This window comes from Priestia sp. AB, from assembly GCF_028369225.1.
In the GTDB taxonomy this organism is placed as follows: Bacteria; Bacillota; Bacilli; order Bacillales; family Bacillaceae_H; genus Priestia; species Priestia megaterium.
Genome location: NZ_JAQMYN010000010.1, coordinates 36,659 through 53,759, shown reverse-complemented (window position 1 = coordinate 53,759; position 17,101 = coordinate 36,659). Strand labels below are relative to the sequence as shown.

Genomic DNA, 17,101 nt, shown 5'->3' with positions numbered 1-17,101 from the left:
TAAGAGGTTATTTATGTAAGTGGTTTAAAATACGATTTATTTGATAAGAATGTTGTTATACCTTCCGAGGGTAGTTCACGTGAATAACCTTCTATATGATGGCATGATATAGATAGAAGGTCTTCCAACAAATATACAAAGATGGTACCCTAAGCATCACCACACACAAATTTTGTGTTTTTTTGTTGGAGAGAGAGTAGCTTTAGGGTTGCTCTCTTTCTTATTAAATGGTATAATTTACAAAATAAAAAAATTTCTACATGGTTTTAGTTTTGTAAGATAAAACTTATCGGAGAACCACCTTACTTCTGTAGGGTGGTTTTTTCGTGCTATTTTTCTGGATGGTAGCCGAGGTTTGCATTTACTTTTCCACTTAGACCATCATTATTAGCAGGAATCTTTTTACTATTTGATTTTGGTACATCTACTGGTTGGATATTTCCACCATTAGTATCATAACTATTGCTATGGTTATTATTTTGTGTTGAACCGTATTCTGGCATAAAAATACCTCCTAGACGTATTATTTGAAAGTTTGAAGATAAAATAAGAGGTAGTATGAGGAAATTACTAATACAACTATTCATGAAAAGACTTTTAATTTTTTAGTGGAGTAAAACAGTTCGTATAAGTATATGCGATTAAGTGAACGTTCGTAATTTGATTTAAAATGTAAACGAACGTTAAAATTGATAGTTTCATTTTTAAAACATCATGTCCGTAAAAGTATACTTTTACGGACTTTTATTTTATTTCAAAATGTCCAAATTTGTGAAAATTAGTAATTCAAACCTTGATATTACTGTAAATTCAAACCTTTCGATATATAATAATTAACAAGGAGGTTTGGAACATGAAATCAATTCAAGTCACGCAATTTGGTGGGCCTGAGAAATTAGTATTTACGGACGTTAAGGATGTAGTGGCAGAAAAGGGAGAAGTATGTGTTCGTTTGTATGCGGCAGGTGTCAATCCGAGTGATACTTACACATTATCAGGTACATATGCGTTTAGTATACCTCAGTTGCCTTATACTCCAGGATTAGACGGTGCAGGGGTTGTGGAGGCGATTGGAGAAGAAGTTACAAATGTTCATGTCGGTGATCGTGTATTTATTGCGTCTTTAATGGGAAGTAAAAGTACAGGCACCTTTGCACAAAAAGTAGTATGTGATGCAACGTTGGTTCATCCATTACCATCCCATGTATCTTTTGAACAAGGTGCGGCATTAGGGGTACCTGCACTAACCGCCTATCGTGCGCTATTTCAACGTGCCTGCCTGAAGCCCGGCCAAACCGTGCTTATTCATGGAGCCAGTGGTGGAGTTGGATTACAGGTTGTACAAATGGCAAAATCTCACGGTGCTAAAGTGATTGGAACAGCAAGCAAGCCAGAGGGTAAAAAAATGGTTCAGCAAGCTGGTGCAGATTTTGTCACTGATCATGTGACTGAAACAACGATTGAAGATGTGTTAGCCTTAATGGATGGCAATGGACCTGATGTAATTATTGAGTTTTTAGCAAATAAGAATTTAGAAACAGATTTAAAGCTGATTGCACCATTCGGTAAAATTATAATTGTTGGAAACCGTGGTTCAATAGACATAAACCCACGTCTTGCAATGCAAAAAGAATGTGATATTTTAGCAACAGCTCTGTGGAATGCACCAAAGGATGAATATGAACAAAGTATTCATGGTGTAATTGGCATGCTAACAAGTGGTGCACTTCGTCCCATTATTGGTACAACTTTGCCACTCCAGCAAGTATCGCAGGGCTTTAAACAACTAGAAAAAGGTATAGGAAATGGTAAACTTGTTTTGATAATTGACTAATTAATCTACATAATTAAGGTATTCACTTAAATTAAATACTGCATTAGTCAACTAAGCAAATACTAGAAGGACCTTACAGGGTCCTTTTTTCTATTAAAAAGTGAAAATATAGGGGGAAAGGTTAACGAAGTAAGCTAAATGGGTATGTACTATTAAGATGAAAGGAGTTTTTACAGTGTTAGCTTTAATTCTTAAACTTACTATCTCATTTTTTGCTGTTATGAATCCACTCGGAAACATACCTATTTTCATTACTCTTACGAATGATTATTCTATTCAAGAAAGACGTCATAGTGCAAGGAAGGCTGTCATTATCTCTTTTATTATTCTTACCCTATTTTTACTTTTAGGAAGTTTTATCTTTTCCGCCTTTGGGATCACCATACATGCTTTTCGTGTAGCAGGAGGAATCTTAATCTTTGGAATTGCCTATAGCTTGCTTCATGCTAAACCTTCTAATGCACAAAGTCCTCATTCGCATGAACAAAAAGCTGCAGCTTCCCAAAATGATATTTCCATTACCCCCCTTGCTCTGCCGATTATGGCTGGACCCGGAACAATTGCGACAGTCATGTCTCACAGTTCTTATTCGATAGCAAATCTAGGGAGTGTACTCATTAGTTACACCCTTATATTAGGAGTTACTTTTATCCTTTTCTATTATTCTACATCTATTATCAAAAAGCTCGGACAGAATGGTTTAAATGTTATCTCAAGGTTAATGGGATTAATACTAGCAGTGATGGCTATACAAATGATTGCAGAAGGTGTTCACGGGTTATTTCCTCATCTGTAATCATTCAAAAAGACTATTCCTATAGGAACGAGCATATGTATAAAAGGTACGCTTTTTATACATTCTCGTTTCTTTCAACTCTCCACAGAACGTAGTCATATCAAGGATGTATAAAAAGTTGCATAAAATAGAAACACACTCTCGTTAGAATCCTTACTTCCACAAGGGTTCTTTCGTTTGCTGGGTTCCTTTAAGAGTGATTATGTTAACTAACTTTGTATATCGTATACAGCTTAAAAACAAAAAAACTCCCCCAATGCGTTAAGGAAGTTTTCTGTGTAAAATTCGAATAAGAAAGTCCGTAGATGCCTCGCGGCGTCTTGTGTAGTTTGTTCAAAATACTATTTATTATTCAGCAAGAGTATAAATTACTTTCTATTATTTATCCGAACTAAACAATCGGTAAAAAAGATAATAGCAAAGGGAGTAGCATAAATACCGAAAATTGCAAGAAAAGCTTTATGTTTATGAATTTTACCCTTCATTTATATGAATCCACCTTTATATATTAGAGTCAATATTTTAGCCCTTCTTAAGTAAAATGTTCAAATAAAGGGAAATGATGTATAACAAATAGCAACTTGAATCAAGTTGCTATTTGTTTATGGTTTCCGATAAAATCCCTTATGTAAAGTAAGGAAATAGTATATAATTTTGGAAAACAAGTAAGGAGAAACATCATGAGTATCCCATATGCAGGTTTAGCATTACAAATTGTCTTTGTCCTATTCATTACAGTTTTTGATTCTTGGAGAGCATCTATAATAAATCATTATTCTGTATATCCACCAGCTTTATTTGAGTTGTCTTTAGGTATACTAAGCACTCTACTGGGGTTATATGGATTTATTAAAAGGGATAAAATTACCCTCTCCCTATTGGTAACGGCATTTGGAATACTTATATGTCTATTTTTCATATTTATTTATCTATTACCAGAGGCAGGAATTCCGCCAGCTATTCCGTGGTTATACTCTAAAAATTAAGATCATCAAGGAAAAAAGGTATGCTATATATGGCAGCCTTTTTTATATTCCGAGAAAAGTACATTATGGTAACTAACTTTATATGAAATATACATATATTATTGTGAAGCGTTTGATATATACTTGAATTAAAAATGTATATAGAACTCCTGGAGGTCTTATGTTAAAGAATTTATTTAAGAAAAAAATCACTGAAAAAGAATTCTGGTCTTGGTTTGAAAAAAATAGCGAAGATTATTTTCAATTAGACGAAAAGAACTATGATCTTTTATTTAACAAATTGGGCTTACAATTATCCAAGTACCATAAAGATTTAACTTTTGAATTCAGTCTAGAAATGAACCAAGGAAAAAGAGAATTTATTATCAGTGCAGAAGGCATCGTTTCAGCGTTTCCTGCTGTCATAAAGCTGGTAGAGGAAGCTCCCGACCTCGAGAAATTTAACGTTGTAGCATTTAGACAAAGACAAAATAGTGAACAAGAAATTTATTTTGAAGATATTGTTTTAAATACAGAAGATATCTTCTTTACGTATAGAGAAGATAAACAAATGGATTGTTTAGATATTGTTATTTACATTAAAGGATATAGCGAAGAAAATGATCAGTTTATTGCTGCAGCGTTTATTATGCTTGATAGTTTAATTGGTGAATATGATGTAGGTGTAAAACTTGGTGAAATAAATTTTGAGCCATATCAACAAGAGAAAGAGGCACAGCCTATTCTAAACTTAGTTTCTCTAGTTGATAAATTGTGAGTAAGAAGAGCGTAAGTTTTTTGATAAACTTAACGCTCTTTTATTTCCGATAATCTGGATTATGTTAACCATAGATGTATAAAGTATATGGTTTAAAACTAACTAATTTTAGAATTTTTATTGAGCTTTTTTGATAAATAAAAGCAGACTAATCCAGTACCTAGTACTTTACAGAAAGTAATGAATGCATAAGATGGTGCTATTAAAACAATAACGAACAAATATGCACTTATAGCAAATATAAGCCAACTTGTTATAAGTAGAAAGCTAGATAAAAACTCCTTCATAGACTTCATCCTTTAGAAAAGATTAATTACTTTATTGTTTTATCATAGCAGATATACTTTTTCACAAGTCCATTTATTTCCGATAACGTTGATTATGTTAACTAAAGGTGTATATCTTATACAGCTTAAAAAGCAGAAAAAACTCCATAGGCGGTCGGGAGTTTTTTCTGCTATACGTATCACTACTTATCAGGTGATGCTCGGAAACATCTTGAGTAGTTTGCTCCAAATATTCCTTTAAACTTATACCCATAAACGATTGTTAAATCTACAAAGCTCTTATAAGAATACGTAATCGCAACAGGTGTATCCACTTGAACTTTACCATAAAGCTTTTCAATATAGCCATTATGAAAATAAGCAAACTTGTTGAAGGACTTGTTAATGATGATTAAATCTTGATTCGCCGGTTTGCTTGCTGCTTCTGTTTTCGATATCTTGCTTTTACATCCTCAAAACCTTATATTCAACTCTTCTTAGCGTTATACTGTGTGAAGAAGTAATGAAATAAGTAATTTAATCGTGAAATACTTTTGTTGAGTTTCGATATCTTGCTCTTTCATCTTGAGGGACTTACATCCATTCCTTCCTAGGTATATACTATGAAACGAGGTGATGACATGAGAGAAAATATTCATTCTAATCAAGAAGAGATGTCTACAGAACTTATAGAGAATATGGAAAAACCCACAGAGAACGATTGTATAACAAATGAACAGTGGCAAGCCATTATATTAAATGACATGTCTTATGATAAGAAATTTTATTATGGAGTTAAAACGACTAAGATCTTTTGCAGACCTTCCTGTAAATCACGTCCACCTAAAATGGAAAATGTGAAAATTTTTCTAGATCCTCAGCAAGCTCTAGAAGAAGATTTTCGCCCATGTAAAAGATGCAAACCTATCAATAAACAATTACCTGCTGAAGAGTGGGTAGAGCAGGTCACAGGTTATATAGATACACATTTCAAGGAACATTTAACTTTACAAAAATTAGCTAATTTATGTCACGGGAGCCAATACCATCTCCATCGTACATTTAAGCGAGTAACTGGGCAAACTCCGACTGAATATATACAGAATACAAGAATTAAGAAATCAACAAAATATTTGATGGATTATGATAAACAAGTAGGAGAGATTGCTGAAGAAGTTGGAATTCCAAATATGACTTACTTTGTTACACTATTTAAACAAAAAACAGGTTATACTCCCACGGAATATCGTCAAGCCTATAAAACCGATACTTTAATGGAGGGAATAGAACATGGAGAAAACAAATAATCAATCAGTTTATTGGGCTCATTTAATTCATGAAGGTTGGAAGATGTATATTGCAGCTACGGAAAAAGGACTTTGTTATGTTGGTTCTCAAAATCAATCATTTGATGAACTATCTCAATGGGCCAAAAAATATCTTTCTTATCATAATTTAGTCCAAAATAATGAAGAATTGCAACCCTATGCCACTGAATTAATCGAGTATTTACAAGGAGAACGTCAAGCCTTTACTTTACCTATCGATTTACATGGAACATCATTCCAGTTATCTGTATGGGATGCACTATCTAAAATCCCCTATGGAAAAACGTACTCTTATTCAGATATTGCGAAATATATTGAGAAACCTGATGCAATACGAGCAGTTGGAACAGCCATCGGCGCAAATCCAGCTTTAATTACAGTTCCATGCCATCGTGTTATCGGTAAAAATGGAGCATTGACGGGTTATCGCGGTGGTCTGGATATGAAAATAGCTTTGTTAACTTTAGAGAAAGTAAAATTTAATAAAGAAGATAGAATGACAGATGTCTAAGTCAATTGAAGAACGCATTGCATCCCTAAATTGGGCTTCTCTACATCAATCACTAGACGAGGTTGGGTATGTTAAACTCTCTACTTTATTAGATAGAAATGAATGTGAAAAAATCATTAACATGTATGACCAATCCCCATATTTTCGAAGTACCACTAACATGGAGAGATATTGTTTCGGAAAAGGTGAATATAAATACTTCCAAGCGCCTCTTCCCCATGTCTTACACGAGTTGCGGACACATTTCTATCCTCAACTTGCGACAGCAGCTAACCGTTGGTTAAATCATTTCGGTAAGGATACCATTTACCCGGCTGATCACAAAGAATTTCTTAATCAATGTCATCAAAAAGAACAAGTGCGTTCAACCCCACTCATTTTGAAATATGAGGAGGGTGGATATAACTGTTTGCATCAAGACTTATACGGGGAAATCTACTTTCCATTTCAAGTATTATTTGCTTTAAATCAAAGAGAAAAAGATTATACAGGTGGGCAATCTGTATTGGTTGAACAAAGGCCTCGTGCACAAAGTAGGGGACATGTCATTACACTCGAACAGGGAGAAGCATTAATTTTTCCAACAAATCATCGTCCAGTTTTAGGCACACGTGGCTATTATAAAACCACACTTCGTCATGGTGTAAGTACAATTACATCTGGCACAAGATATGGTCTAGGTATTATTTTTCATGATGCAAAATAATATCAAGGAATGAAGATAGATAATGAAGTTCAGTCTCCTTCTAAGTGGAACGATCTATATAATAAATATCAGACTTATTATATTTTCTAAGGTATAGAGAAATAAGAATACTCCGAGATTCTGTATATGAACATGGTGTTTTCTATCAAAGTATGATAAACAGGAGGACAGCTAAAAGGACGCCAATACATGCTTTCTGTTACGTAGGCAGCAAGTAAAGAAGTTCATTAAAGAACAAATACCTTATATCATGGAGAAAGACATCGAGATAATAGAAATCAAAAAAACATAAGTAAATGTTCTACAAAGCAAGATTTTGGAATGAAATAATCAACAAAATATTCCATAATAAATGAAGTAAGGAGTTGTATTATGTTTCGATTGTATGGAGCCTTAATTGGGCTTAGTTTAATTTGGGGTTTATCTTTTGTATTTATGAAGTGGCTCCTTCCCTCAGCTGGTACATGGGGAATTGTATTTTTTCGTTGTCTAGCAGGTGCTATCATCTTGCTCCCATTTCTATGGTGGAGGCGTAGAGAAGCTAAAGAGAAACTACCCTGGAAGGCGTTGATTGTTGTTGGTATATTTAACTGTGGTTTAGCGTGGGGTTTAATCTCCTTAAGCGAAACTGAGATAAACAGTACGACTGCCTCCATTCTAAATGCGACCACTCCAATCTGGACAGGCCTTATTGGATTTATTCTTTTTTCTTATCGACTTACCGGACGTCAGTGGATCGGTATTCTTATCGGTTTTTTCGGGATACTCGTCCTCATGGATTTTCAATTTGATCAGATTTTCGGAAAAGGGTTTGTTGGAATTGGAACAATGCTTATTGCTTGTATTTGCTATGGACTTGCGGGGCAGTTAACAAAACGTTTTCTGTCTGAGGTGGGGGTACTAATTATAACAACCTTCACCTTACTAACAGGTGCTATCATCGGTTTAGTTGGGATGTTGATTACTGAACCATTCAAACCAGATTTGTTAAGTCATCCACTCCCGATTTTGGCAATTGTCGGTCTCGGCTGTTTTGGCTCAGGGTTGGGTCAGTTGATTTATTTTTATATCAATAAAAATGGTGGCCCTGAATTAGCAGCAACGGTTACTTACCTAATCCCTGCCTCGGCCATGGTATGGGGTTATTTACTACTGGGAGAGACAATTACTCCAAACGTAATCGTTGGACTGCTTATTATCTTTGCTGGCGTTTATCTTTCATCTAGGAAATCAAAAGGTAAGACTCCAAATGGTACTCTTGTTAGCAATAAACAAAATTAGTTAAGTAGACTTTACAATGTGAGTCTTTAAAGTTATCTCTGAGAGAGGAATTAAGAGCTGAGGGACTACAGAGTATGATATATTTCGAATGGAATTCGTCATAAAGGTAGTGAAATCTTTCCGATATTTTCTTCTCTTTTCTTCACCTGTATCGATAGGATTAGATAAAAAAGAGAAATTCTTATTTGTTCAGGAACTTTCATCTTTTTTTCACTATTAAATGATAGATTAATTGTTAATCATGCTGTAAAGCAATTTTCATAGATATTCCCCTTTCCATTTTCAGGCTTACCTATAAGAGGTGAGCTTTTTTTCTTATAATTTGGGTTCTTATAAGGTACATTATGTTAACTAAATTTGAAGATCATATACATCAAAAAATAGAAAAGAACTCACTATTTTCAATGAAGTAGTTCTTTTCATGAACCAAAAAATTAATTGGAGCTTTTTATTTTATAAAGAATTATCTTTTTTATAACGATGCCAATTAGTAAACCAATTGGTAGACAAAGGATAGGGAACCATATCGGTCCCAATAATACATTATTAATTTTAAAGGTAGAAGAATAAATTACTCCAACTGTAACGAAATAGGCAGAAAATACAAATGGTAGAAACATAAGAGGGGGAATTTTTGCCGTCTGCATCTTTATAGGCGTCCCACATTGCAAAAAAGTAAAGACACGGATAAAACATTAACCATTGATAATTGGTTTGCTCAATTGCTTTTTCAGTTTCTCCTTGAAAGCTTAACATGATGACTGTATTAAAATTGGATTGAACATTAATTAATAATTCTAATCCTATAAATAGAATTCCTTTTGTCAGTTTTTTATTGAATATTTGAGGGAAACCTGGCAATGCTATGCTCCAAAAAATACTTTCTAGTTTTTCTTTAGTCATTTTGAATTCACTTCTATGTCTTATTTTTTAGAGAGTAGTTAATCTATACTTTACTTTACTTTTGCTCTGCTTATTCTTTTATTAAATTTGGTCGATCCTCCATTTGAGGTGGTTCCTCTAGCCAGCCATTTTTAATCATAATTTTCACTCCTTCATCAGCATAGAAGTAGATATCCTTTGCAATTAATGCTGTTTTCATGGATACATCCTTTCTTAAACTGAAAATTGTCCCGAAACTACTTCCTACAATTCCAAAACCATTCAGGAGGTAAATGCAAAACATCATGAGTTTTTGTGAAAATGGAGCTACTTTAGAAGTTGTCACAGTACTCCCAGAAGTCGCGGAAAACTGAACATCACTTTCAAGAAGTATATCTCCAAATACTTTTATTTGTTTCTTAGCAAGTTCTTTTCCTTTTACAAAATACTGCTTTACTTCTTTGTCTTCTGCACATTGGGCAAAACCAGTAATTAACTGCATGCCAATATTATTTGTCTCTATTCCGTGATGAAGATAACCTAGCTCAAGATCATTCAAAGCCCTTTTGTCATTAAAGGGATTGAATCCATTTAAATAGCTTTTACTTTCAATAAACTCTGAGGATTTAGGCATTGTTACTTTTGGCGGAAGAGTAAGAATTCCTTTTTCCAGTAAATAAAGAGTAGATGATTTATAAATTTTTTGAGTGGTAGAAGTGAGCGCTTCATAAATTTCCATCACATTATCTTGATAGGCCATATTCATATTAAGTGTGTACATACCCATACTAATTTCTTTTAAAATACGTACAAACATAATATCAAATCCATTATCATATAACTTAGGTGCTTCTAAATTTACATCTTCCTGGTTAAATCCAACGGGAATAGCTATACCTTGTTCTTGAAAAATCTTCTTTATTTTTGTTATATAATAACTTAGTTCCTGCCATAAGCCTCCCATTATATTTTTAGCTTGTTGATCATCTGATTTTTCTATGAAATATTCTATTATTCTTAAGATCATGGTTTTTTCTTGATATGTAAGCCAAAGAGTACCTACTTCTGATGCACTTATAGGGTTTTTATCTTTCATCACATAATACCTCCATTTTTAATTTAATTATGTTTCAAATGTTTAGTAATTATTCCATGAATTTTTCTGTTACTGGTATTGCATGAGATGGTTTCGATAACTTTTGGTTTTCTATAACAGGTCCTATTGTAAGTAAAAAATCTATTTCATTTTTAATAAAAAAACCTTTGGAATCAATTGCAAAGGCTTGCCTCTGATAAATAGTGATTATGTTAACTCGTTGTGCATATCGTATACAAAATTTCTTTCGTAGGAATTCAATTATTTTATAACGAATTATTAGAAGGGTTTTATACAAAAAAAGGAGGAATTAACGTGACAATAAATATTGAAGAGTACGAACTTTCTTATATAGATTCAGGTCCTTATGGAATTACTACGGGTAAAGATGGTGCGCTATGGTTTACACAACATAAAGCCAATCAAATAGGGCGAATGACTGTACAGGGTAAGGTGAAGCATTTCAATATCCCTACTATTAATGCTGGGGCACTATCCATTATTTCTACGACTCAGGGTGAAATTTGGTTTGTGGAAAATAAGGCTAATAAAATTGGAAAACTAACGATAACAGGAGAGATTATGGAATATGTCCTGCCTAACCTAGATTCAGCACCTTTTGGAATAACTGAAGGACACAATGGAGACATTTGGTTCACAGAAATGAATGGAAATAGAATAGGACGAATTTTACCTTCAGGTGAAATAATCGAGCATGATCTACCCCAGCCTGGTTCCTACCCTTCTTTTATTGTGGCAGGTTCTGATAATGCTCTATGGTTTACTCTAAATCAAAGTAATCAAATAGGGCGTATTACGCTAGAAGGAGAAGTAACTACATATCAGTTACCTACAGAACAAGCTGGGCCTGTAGGGATTACAAATGGGCCGGATGGTGCACTTTGGTTTGTAGAAATTAACAGCAATAATGTTGGGAGAATTACCACTTCTGGAGTTATAAATGAGTATTCTATTCCTACTCCGAATGCTCGTCCACATGCAATCGTAACAGGTCCCGATAATGCTTTATGGTTTACTGAATGGGGAAGCAATCAAATAGGGCGTATTACTGTGAACGGAGAAATTACGGAATATCCTATTCCTACAGCAAATGCGGAGCCACATGGTATTGTAGTCGGATCTGATAAAGCCTTATGGTTCGCAGAGGAATGTAATAAGTTAGGTCGATTGAGTTTTGTCCAAAAACCATGAGAGGCAGTGAATACTTATGGAATCGAATAAAGGGCACGGCCCAGATCCTACAGATAAGTATCCGATTAAAGGAAATAATGTTGTACAATTCATTAAAAATACAATTACTAGGCCAAATATTATCGTAGGCGACTATTCCTATTACGATGCAAGAAGAGGAGAATCCTTTGAAGATCAGGTATTGTATCACTATGAATTCTTTGGTGATCGACTTGTTATAGGGAAGTTTTGTGCCATTGCCCCCGGCGTAACATTTATTATGAATGGAGCAAATCATAGGCTGGATGGCTTCTCAGCTTATCCGTTCAATATCTTTGGGCAAGGTTGGGAAAAACACACCCCAACATTAGATCAATTGCCGTTTAAGGGAGACACGATAATTGGAAACGATGTTTGGATTGGAATGGACACAGTCATTATGCCTGGAGTTAATATAGGTGACGGTGCCATTGTAGCAGCAAAATCAGTGATTACAAAGGATGTAGATCCTTACACAGTTGTTGGAGGAAATCCTGCACAGAAAATTAAGGAACGTTTCTCAGAACAAATTATTAATAGATTATTAGAAATTAAATGGTGGGATTTAAATATCGAGATTATTTCTGCACATATTGATGTAATAGTTAATGGAGACATAGAAAAGCTAGAGAAATTAAAAAAATCACAATTAAGAAAAGATAACTATCTATAATTTCCATTAGGTTAACTAAAAATGTGCAGGGTACACGGATGAGAAAACACGAAGGTCTTTTGATAAATAAAGAGAACTATATTATGGGGAGGAGATTGAATTGAAACTGCTACAAATCAGACTATTAGTTAATGATTTTAAAAGGAGCACTGAATTCTATAAAGATTTATTAGGAATCCCAATAAGTTGGTATGAGGAAGAAATGGAGTATGCACTTTTCAATAATGGGGAAACAAAAATCGAGCTTTTATCTCAAAAGGCCATGACAGAAATAATTGGAAAGGAAAATAAGTCTTTAGATGGAGAATCCCCATCAAACTTTTTACTTCAATTTGAAGTAGAAGACGTTGATAAGACCTATGAGTATTTAAGAGAAAATGGGATTGAATTTGTTACTGAGCCACACGATCGTAAAGAATGGAGATCACGTATTGCACATTTTCGAGATCCAGATAAAAATCTTATTGAAATATATAAAATGCTGTAATTAACCAGGAAATCTTCATACTGGTTGTAACTCTGTTTCGATTTATTTGAACAGAGTTATTTGTGCTATTACCGATAATATGTTTTATGTTAACTACGATATATATAATATGCATTTTTAAATAGCCTTTTAAAGGAAAATCTCTATACTGAATGTTTTTATGTTAAAATTTGTATGTGGAATGTAAAAACACAATTCGGTTGGTAGTCCGGATGCATTAATTTATTAATGTCAGTGACCTTCCCCTCCTCGGGATGTCCAGCATTTCATAGTATAGTTAGAGGAGGGAATCGTTATGTCATTAACGATTTACCATGATGGTCAGTTTTGGGTAGGAATTATTGAAGTTGTGGAAGACGGTAAATTAAGAGCATTTCGTTATGTATTTGGAACAGAACCTAAAGATACAGAGATATTGGACTTTATTTATTACAAACTACTAAATATTATTAATCAATCGGTTCATTCAGGGATTGATGTAGAAGGAAAATCTGATAAAAAGATCAATCCTAAACGTTTACAGCGCCAAGTAGCAAAACAAATAAATAAAGTTGGTGTTTCCACTAAGGCTCAAGAAGCTATGAAGCAAGAATATGAAGAAAAGAAAAAAAGCAAAAAAAAGAGAGCTAAACAATATCGTGAAGAGCTGAGGGACCAAAAATACCTAATGAAAAAACAAAAAGCAAAGGCCAAGCACAAAGGTAAATAAAGGACGAATAAAGAGCCTTATTATTCAGGGCTCTTTATTTGTTGTTTCCTAGAAGTTCTATTATGTCAATTAGAAAGACTATTTAACATTAAATTTATAAATAAAAGCTTACTTCTAATTTGGTTTTTATTACAGATGGAAGGCATAAACGATGTGGAATACATTGCGACATTGTATTTCATAAAAAAAATTGTTAATATAAAGGTACAATTATGAGAGGACTGATGAATGGACAATGATTAACTAATCTATATTTTTATTTGAAATGAATAACTTCAAACTACAAAATATAGGATTAGTCTATCCATTTTTATAAATCAGTTTATACTTCATCTGTCATTATTCCTATGGCAAATAAGCACTTATTTAACATAAGTGAAAGACTAATCCTTCCAATTACAAACTGGGAGGATTTTTTATGCTCTCATAGGTAGCCTTAATATTTTTTAATGCTGCAACGTAATCTAATGAATAAAGGAGAGAGAGAAATGAGCAGTTCAGACACTATTGTTACGCATGTAACACTCTGTATAAGTCGTTAATATCCATCAAACTTATACAGAGTAATTTAGAATAGATGGATGTGCCGACTTTGTATAAAAAGTAAAAAGTGTTGCTATACAAAGGAGGAATTATTATGTCAATGATACAAGTTCAAAATTTAACTTTTTCTTATCCAAGTAGTTTTGACAATATTTTTGAAGATGTAAGCTTTCAAATAGATACTGATTGGAAACTTGGATTTATCGGTAGAAATGGACGAGGTAAAACAACATTCTTCAATTTATTATTAGAGAATTATGAGTATAGTGGGGAAATTATTTCCTCTGTAGAATTTAATTATTTCCCTTATCCAGTTTCGGATAAAAACAAGTATACTCATGAAATCTTAGAAGAAATCTGCCCCCAAGTAGAAGATTGGGAATTTCTTCGTGAAATATCCTATTTGAATGTTGATGCGGAGGTCATGTACCGACCATTTAAAACATTATCTAACGGGGAACAAACAAAGGTGTTGCTTGCTGGACTTTTTTTGAATGAGGGTCAATTTCCATTGATTGATGAACCAACCAATCACCTAGACACTGATGCACGAAAGATAGTCTCTGATTATCTAAGGAAGAAAAAAGGGTTTATTTTAATTTCTCATGACAGAATGTTTTTAGATGGATGCGTGGACCATATCTTATCTATCAATAGAGCAAACATTGAGGTTCAAAGTGGTAACTATTCTTCGTGGAAATTAAACTTTGATAGACAGCAGGAGCACGAAGAAGCAAAGAATCAACGTCTACAAAAAGACATTGGAAGATTAAAACAATCTTCAAAGCGTGCAACAGGTTGGTCTAATCAAGTGGAATCTTCCAAAAATGGGACAACAAATTCTGGTTCTAAGTTGGATAAAGGTTTTGTAGGACATAAAGCAGAAAAGATGATGAAGAGAGCAAAGAACCTTGAAACAAGGCAACAAAAAGCTATTGAAGAAAAGTCCAAGTTGTTGAAAAATGTGGAAAAAACCGAGTCATTAAAATTAAAACCATTAGAATTTCAATCAAATGAATTGATTAATTTGACTGATGTATCCGTTAAGTATAATGCCCAAATAGTAAACAAGCCAATTAACTTTAAAGTTGAACAAGGTGACCGTATTGTACTTGATGGAAAGAATGGAAGTGGCAAAAGTAGTATCCTAAAACTAATTCTAGGAAAACCAATACAGTATACAGGCTCAATGAATGCAGGATCTGGCCTCGTTATTTCTTATGTCCAACAAGATACCTCTCATTTGAAAGGACGATTATCGGACTTCATTGAAGAATATAAGATTGATGAAACGTTATTTAAATCTATCCTACGTAAGATGGATTTTGACCGAATTCAATTTGAGAAAGATATATCTCACTATTCTGGTGGACAAAAGAAAAAGCTGCTTATAGCCAAAAGTTTATGTGAAAAGGCTCATTTATATATTTGGGATGAACCACTAAATTTTATTGATATTTATTCGCGTGTGCAGATTGAAGAGCTCATTCAAAGCTTTAGCCCCACAATGATTATCGTTGAGCATGACCAAGCATTTCAACAAACAGTTGCAACAAAAATTATCTGTATGTAATTAAGTATGAAGAATTAAAGATTTAATTGTAGATTAGATTATTAAACAAAATATAGGGTAGGGAGCGTTAGTCTAAGAAAAGATTGGCGCTTCTTCTTGTTGCCTGGAACGAACATTATGCTGTAAGTAGGTTTTATACTATCTATAAAAACAAAAAAGCACAGACCATTATATATGGTTTGTACTTTGGGCTAAGGAATAACACTAAAAGAAAGATTGTCTAATAACACAGTAACAATTTAATGCTTTAAAGTAAAGAGTTAAATTGTCCCATGTTATACCTCCTTGTTTAAGTAAACAATAAATTATTTTATAAAAAATATAAGTTTTGCTATTTACTCTTTCTGACGACAAATAAGCAATTTTTCTACAAAAAAGGATCTTTTTTGTTATTATTAAGAACAACTTTAAAAAATAGACGACCAAAAGGCCGTCTATTCTTCAGAAATGATATGTTTGTTAAAACTACAAGGCCACCCCTAATTGTATTCTTTTATATAAACCTGAAGTTGACAGGAAAACGCATTTACATCAAAAATATCAGTAAATAGATATAATTCTAAACAGTGAATTACATGTAATTTATTTTCAAGTATAAAGTTCTTTAATTGAACCATTTTCTCATTTCGATTTTTACTTGTGTAGGACAAAGTTAAGTAATTTCCTGTTGGAAGTATAGAGAACAAATCTTTATTTTTAAGATAATCCTCTTTATTTATTAATTCAAAAACAAATGTTGGTGTTGGATGACCTGTTTCATCAATATAATATAGAGTTCCACTTTCATAAATACTTTTTATTTTATAATTCTCCATTAAACAATCTAAAGTCGAATAATCTAGTAAATCCGATGACTCTGTTCCTTCAGTAGAAGGTGTAGTCATCAAGTAACGTTCTTGAAAATATGTTACTTTAAAATCTTCATCATTCATTATATTGAATGAATCATCGATTCTTTTCCTGAGAATATCGATTTTATTTTTAACAGAGTTTAATTGATTTATTTGTGAATCAATATCTTTCTTCTTTTGCTCTAAGAAATATAGCAATTCTTCAGTATTTGCAGAAGAAAAAATCTTTCGCATTTCTTCAATACTTACATTCAATTGACGTCCAGCCTTAATAATATCAATATGGATAAATTGTTCAGCAGAATAATATCTATAGCCAGTACTCTCATTAATATATGCAGGCATAAGGATTTTTTCTTTATGATAATATCTTAACGCTTTAATGGATAAATTCTTAAGCTTGGAAGTTTCACCTATAGAATATAGTTTAGACCTTTTTTTCATATTGCCCCTCGTATAAAATCTTAATTTGTCATAGTAATTATGATATTGACAGGTTTTAAATAGGAAATTCTCCAATTAAAAGATACAGGTAGGTGTTCAGTGAATTTTATATTGTGATAATCTGACACAACCCAGTTGATAAATACCT

16 protein-coding genes and 1 pseudogene are annotated in these 17,101 nt (G+C 33.2%); 13 read left to right on the top strand and 4 right to left on the bottom strand.

The window, feature by feature from the left end:
- Window positions 1–329 precede the first annotated feature (329 nt).
- Window positions 330–503: a hypothetical protein gene (locus tag POF52_RS23720; protein ID WP_016766194.1), complete on the bottom strand. Its 174-nt coding sequence runs from the start codon at window positions 501–503 to the stop codon at window positions 330–332.
- 350 nt (window positions 504–853) lie between these two features.
- Here POF52_RS23720 and POF52_RS23715 point away from each other — a divergent pair, with 350 nt between their 5' ends.
- The 8 genes from POF52_RS23715 to POF52_RS23680 all read left to right on the top strand — a co-directional run bounded on the left by POF52_RS23715 (window position 854) and on the right by POF52_RS23680 (window position 8,465).
- Window positions 854–1,834 carry an NADPH:quinone reductase gene (locus tag POF52_RS23715; protein WP_271995399.1) on the top strand — a complete coding sequence of 327 codons (981 nt, stop codon included), beginning with the start codon at window positions 854–856 and terminating at the stop codon, window positions 1,832–1,834.
- A 157-nt stretch (window positions 1,835–1,991) separates the two neighbouring features.
- Window positions 1,992–2,630 (top strand): MarC family protein, encoded by a 639-nt coding sequence (locus POF52_RS23710; protein WP_047931798.1) that lies wholly within the window; start codon window positions 1,992–1,994, stop codon window positions 2,628–2,630.
- A gap of 680 nt (window positions 2,631–3,310) precedes the next feature.
- Window positions 3,311–3,616, top strand: a complete 306-nt coding sequence (locus POF52_RS23705) for a hypothetical protein (RefSeq protein ID WP_271995394.1) — start codon at window positions 3,311–3,313, stop codon at window positions 3,614–3,616.
- A gap of 160 nt (window positions 3,617–3,776) precedes the next feature.
- Entirely contained in the window at window positions 3,777–4,373 is a 597-nt protein-coding gene (locus tag POF52_RS23700) for a hypothetical protein (RefSeq protein WP_271995392.1), read from the top strand.
- A 907-nt stretch (window positions 4,374–5,280) separates the two neighbouring features.
- Complete coding sequence (locus POF52_RS23695; RefSeq protein WP_416435015.1) at window positions 5,281–5,946, top strand: bifunctional transcriptional activator/DNA repair enzyme AdaA; 666 nt, start codon at window positions 5,281–5,283, stop codon at window positions 5,944–5,946.
- Entirely contained in the window at window positions 5,930–6,478 is a 549-nt protein-coding gene (locus tag POF52_RS23690; protein WP_271995390.1) for a methylated-DNA--[protein]-cysteine S-methyltransferase, read from the top strand. The genes POF52_RS23695 and POF52_RS23690 overlap by 17 nt, the downstream gene beginning before the upstream one ends.
- Window positions 6,471–7,184, top strand: coding sequence for a 2OG-Fe(II) oxygenase (locus POF52_RS23685; protein WP_271995388.1), 714 nt, complete (start codon window positions 6,471–6,473; stop codon window positions 7,182–7,184). The genes POF52_RS23690 and POF52_RS23685 overlap by 8 nt, the downstream gene beginning before the upstream one ends.
- 372 nt (window positions 7,185–7,556) lie before the next feature.
- Entirely contained in the window at window positions 7,557–8,465 is a 909-nt protein-coding gene (locus POF52_RS23680) for a DMT family transporter (RefSeq protein WP_271995386.1), read from the top strand.
- A 434-nt stretch (window positions 8,466–8,899) separates the two neighbouring features.
- Here POF52_RS23680 and POF52_RS23675 read toward each other — a convergent pair.
- Together POF52_RS23675 and POF52_RS23670 are read right to left on the bottom strand one after the other, a co-directional pair.
- Window positions 8,900–9,368: pseudogene (locus POF52_RS23675) on the bottom strand (hypothetical protein).
- Window positions 9,369–9,438: 70 nt separating this feature from the next.
- A complete protein-coding gene (locus POF52_RS23670) occupies window positions 9,439–10,443 on the bottom strand; it encodes a DUF3231 family protein (RefSeq protein WP_271995384.1) in 1,005 nt (334 codons plus the stop codon).
- A gap of 315 nt (window positions 10,444–10,758) precedes the next feature.
- On the opposite strand from POF52_RS23670, the gene POF52_RS23665 reads away from it, so the two are divergent.
- The 5 genes from POF52_RS23665 to POF52_RS23645 all read left to right on the top strand — a co-directional run bounded on the left by POF52_RS23665 (window position 10,759) and on the right by POF52_RS23645 (window position 15,658).
- On the top strand, window positions 10,759–11,655 hold the full coding sequence (locus POF52_RS23665; RefSeq protein ID WP_271995382.1) for a Vgb family protein: 897 nt from the start codon (window positions 10,759–10,761) through the stop codon (window positions 11,653–11,655).
- Window positions 11,656–11,671: 16 nt separating this feature from the next.
- Window positions 11,672–12,346, top strand: a complete 675-nt coding sequence (locus tag POF52_RS23660; protein ID WP_271995380.1) for a Vat family streptogramin A O-acetyltransferase — start codon at window positions 11,672–11,674, stop codon at window positions 12,344–12,346.
- Window positions 12,347–12,446: 100 nt separating this feature from the next.
- On the top strand, window positions 12,447–12,833 hold the full coding sequence (locus POF52_RS23655; protein WP_271995379.1) for a VOC family protein: 387 nt from the start codon (window positions 12,447–12,449) through the stop codon (window positions 12,831–12,833).
- 295 nt (window positions 12,834–13,128) lie between these two features.
- The gene (locus POF52_RS23650; RefSeq protein WP_271995376.1) at window positions 13,129–13,542 is read left to right on the top strand and encodes a YjdF family protein; all 414 of its coding nucleotides are present in this window, start codon (window positions 13,129–13,131) and stop codon (window positions 13,540–13,542) included.
- 637 nt (window positions 13,543–14,179) lie between these two features.
- Window positions 14,180–15,658, top strand: coding sequence for an Lsa family ABC-F type ribosomal protection protein (locus tag POF52_RS23645; protein WP_271995375.1), 1,479 nt, complete (start codon window positions 14,180–14,182; stop codon window positions 15,656–15,658).
- A 479-nt stretch (window positions 15,659–16,137) separates the two neighbouring features.
- On the opposite strand, the gene POF52_RS23640 is transcribed toward POF52_RS23645, so the two are convergent.
- Window positions 16,138–16,953 carry a MerR family transcriptional regulator gene (locus tag POF52_RS23640; RefSeq protein WP_271995373.1) on the bottom strand — a complete coding sequence of 272 codons (816 nt, stop codon included), beginning with the start codon at window positions 16,951–16,953 and terminating at the stop codon, window positions 16,138–16,140.
- Window positions 16,954–17,101: the final 148 nt, after the last annotated feature.

Excerpts from the sequence above, each read along its gene's own strand:
- POF52_RS23720 (WP_016766194.1), bottom strand. The coding sequence starts at position 503 with ATGCCAGAATACGGTTCAACACAAAATAATAACCATAGCAATAGTTAT.
- POF52_RS23715 (WP_271995399.1), top strand. The coding sequence starts at position 854 with ATGAAATCAATTCAAGTCACGCAATTTGGTGGGCCTGAGAAATTAGTA.
- POF52_RS23710 (WP_047931798.1), top strand. The coding sequence starts at position 1,992 with ATGAAAGGAGTTTTTACAGTGTTAGCTTTAATTCTTAAACTTACTATC.
- POF52_RS23705 (WP_271995394.1), top strand. The coding sequence starts at position 3,311 with ATGAGTATCCCATATGCAGGTTTAGCATTACAAATTGTCTTTGTCCTA.
- POF52_RS23700 (WP_271995392.1), top strand. The coding sequence starts at position 3,777 with ATGTTAAAGAATTTATTTAAGAAAAAAATCACTGAAAAAGAATTCTGG.
- POF52_RS23695 (WP_416435015.1), top strand. The coding sequence starts at position 5,281 with ATGAGAGAAAATATTCATTCTAATCAAGAAGAGATGTCTACAGAACTT.
- POF52_RS23690 (WP_271995390.1), top strand. The coding sequence starts at position 5,930 with ATGGAGAAAACAAATAATCAATCAGTTTATTGGGCTCATTTAATTCAT.
- POF52_RS23685 (WP_271995388.1), top strand. The coding sequence starts at position 6,471 with ATGTCTAAGTCAATTGAAGAACGCATTGCATCCCTAAATTGGGCTTCT.
- POF52_RS23680 (WP_271995386.1), top strand. The coding sequence starts at position 7,557 with ATGTTTCGATTGTATGGAGCCTTAATTGGGCTTAGTTTAATTTGGGGT.
- POF52_RS23670 (WP_271995384.1), bottom strand. The coding sequence starts at position 10,443 with ATGAAAGATAAAAACCCTATAAGTGCATCAGAAGTAGGTACTCTTTGG.
- POF52_RS23660 (WP_271995380.1), top strand. The coding sequence starts at position 11,672 with ATGGAATCGAATAAAGGGCACGGCCCAGATCCTACAGATAAGTATCCG.
- POF52_RS23650 (WP_271995376.1), top strand. The coding sequence starts at position 13,129 with ATGTCATTAACGATTTACCATGATGGTCAGTTTTGGGTAGGAATTATT.
- POF52_RS23645 (WP_271995375.1), top strand. The coding sequence starts at position 14,180 with ATGTCAATGATACAAGTTCAAAATTTAACTTTTTCTTATCCAAGTAGT.
- POF52_RS23640 (WP_271995373.1), bottom strand. The coding sequence starts at position 16,953 with ATGAAAAAAAGGTCTAAACTATATTCTATAGGTGAAACTTCCAAGCTT.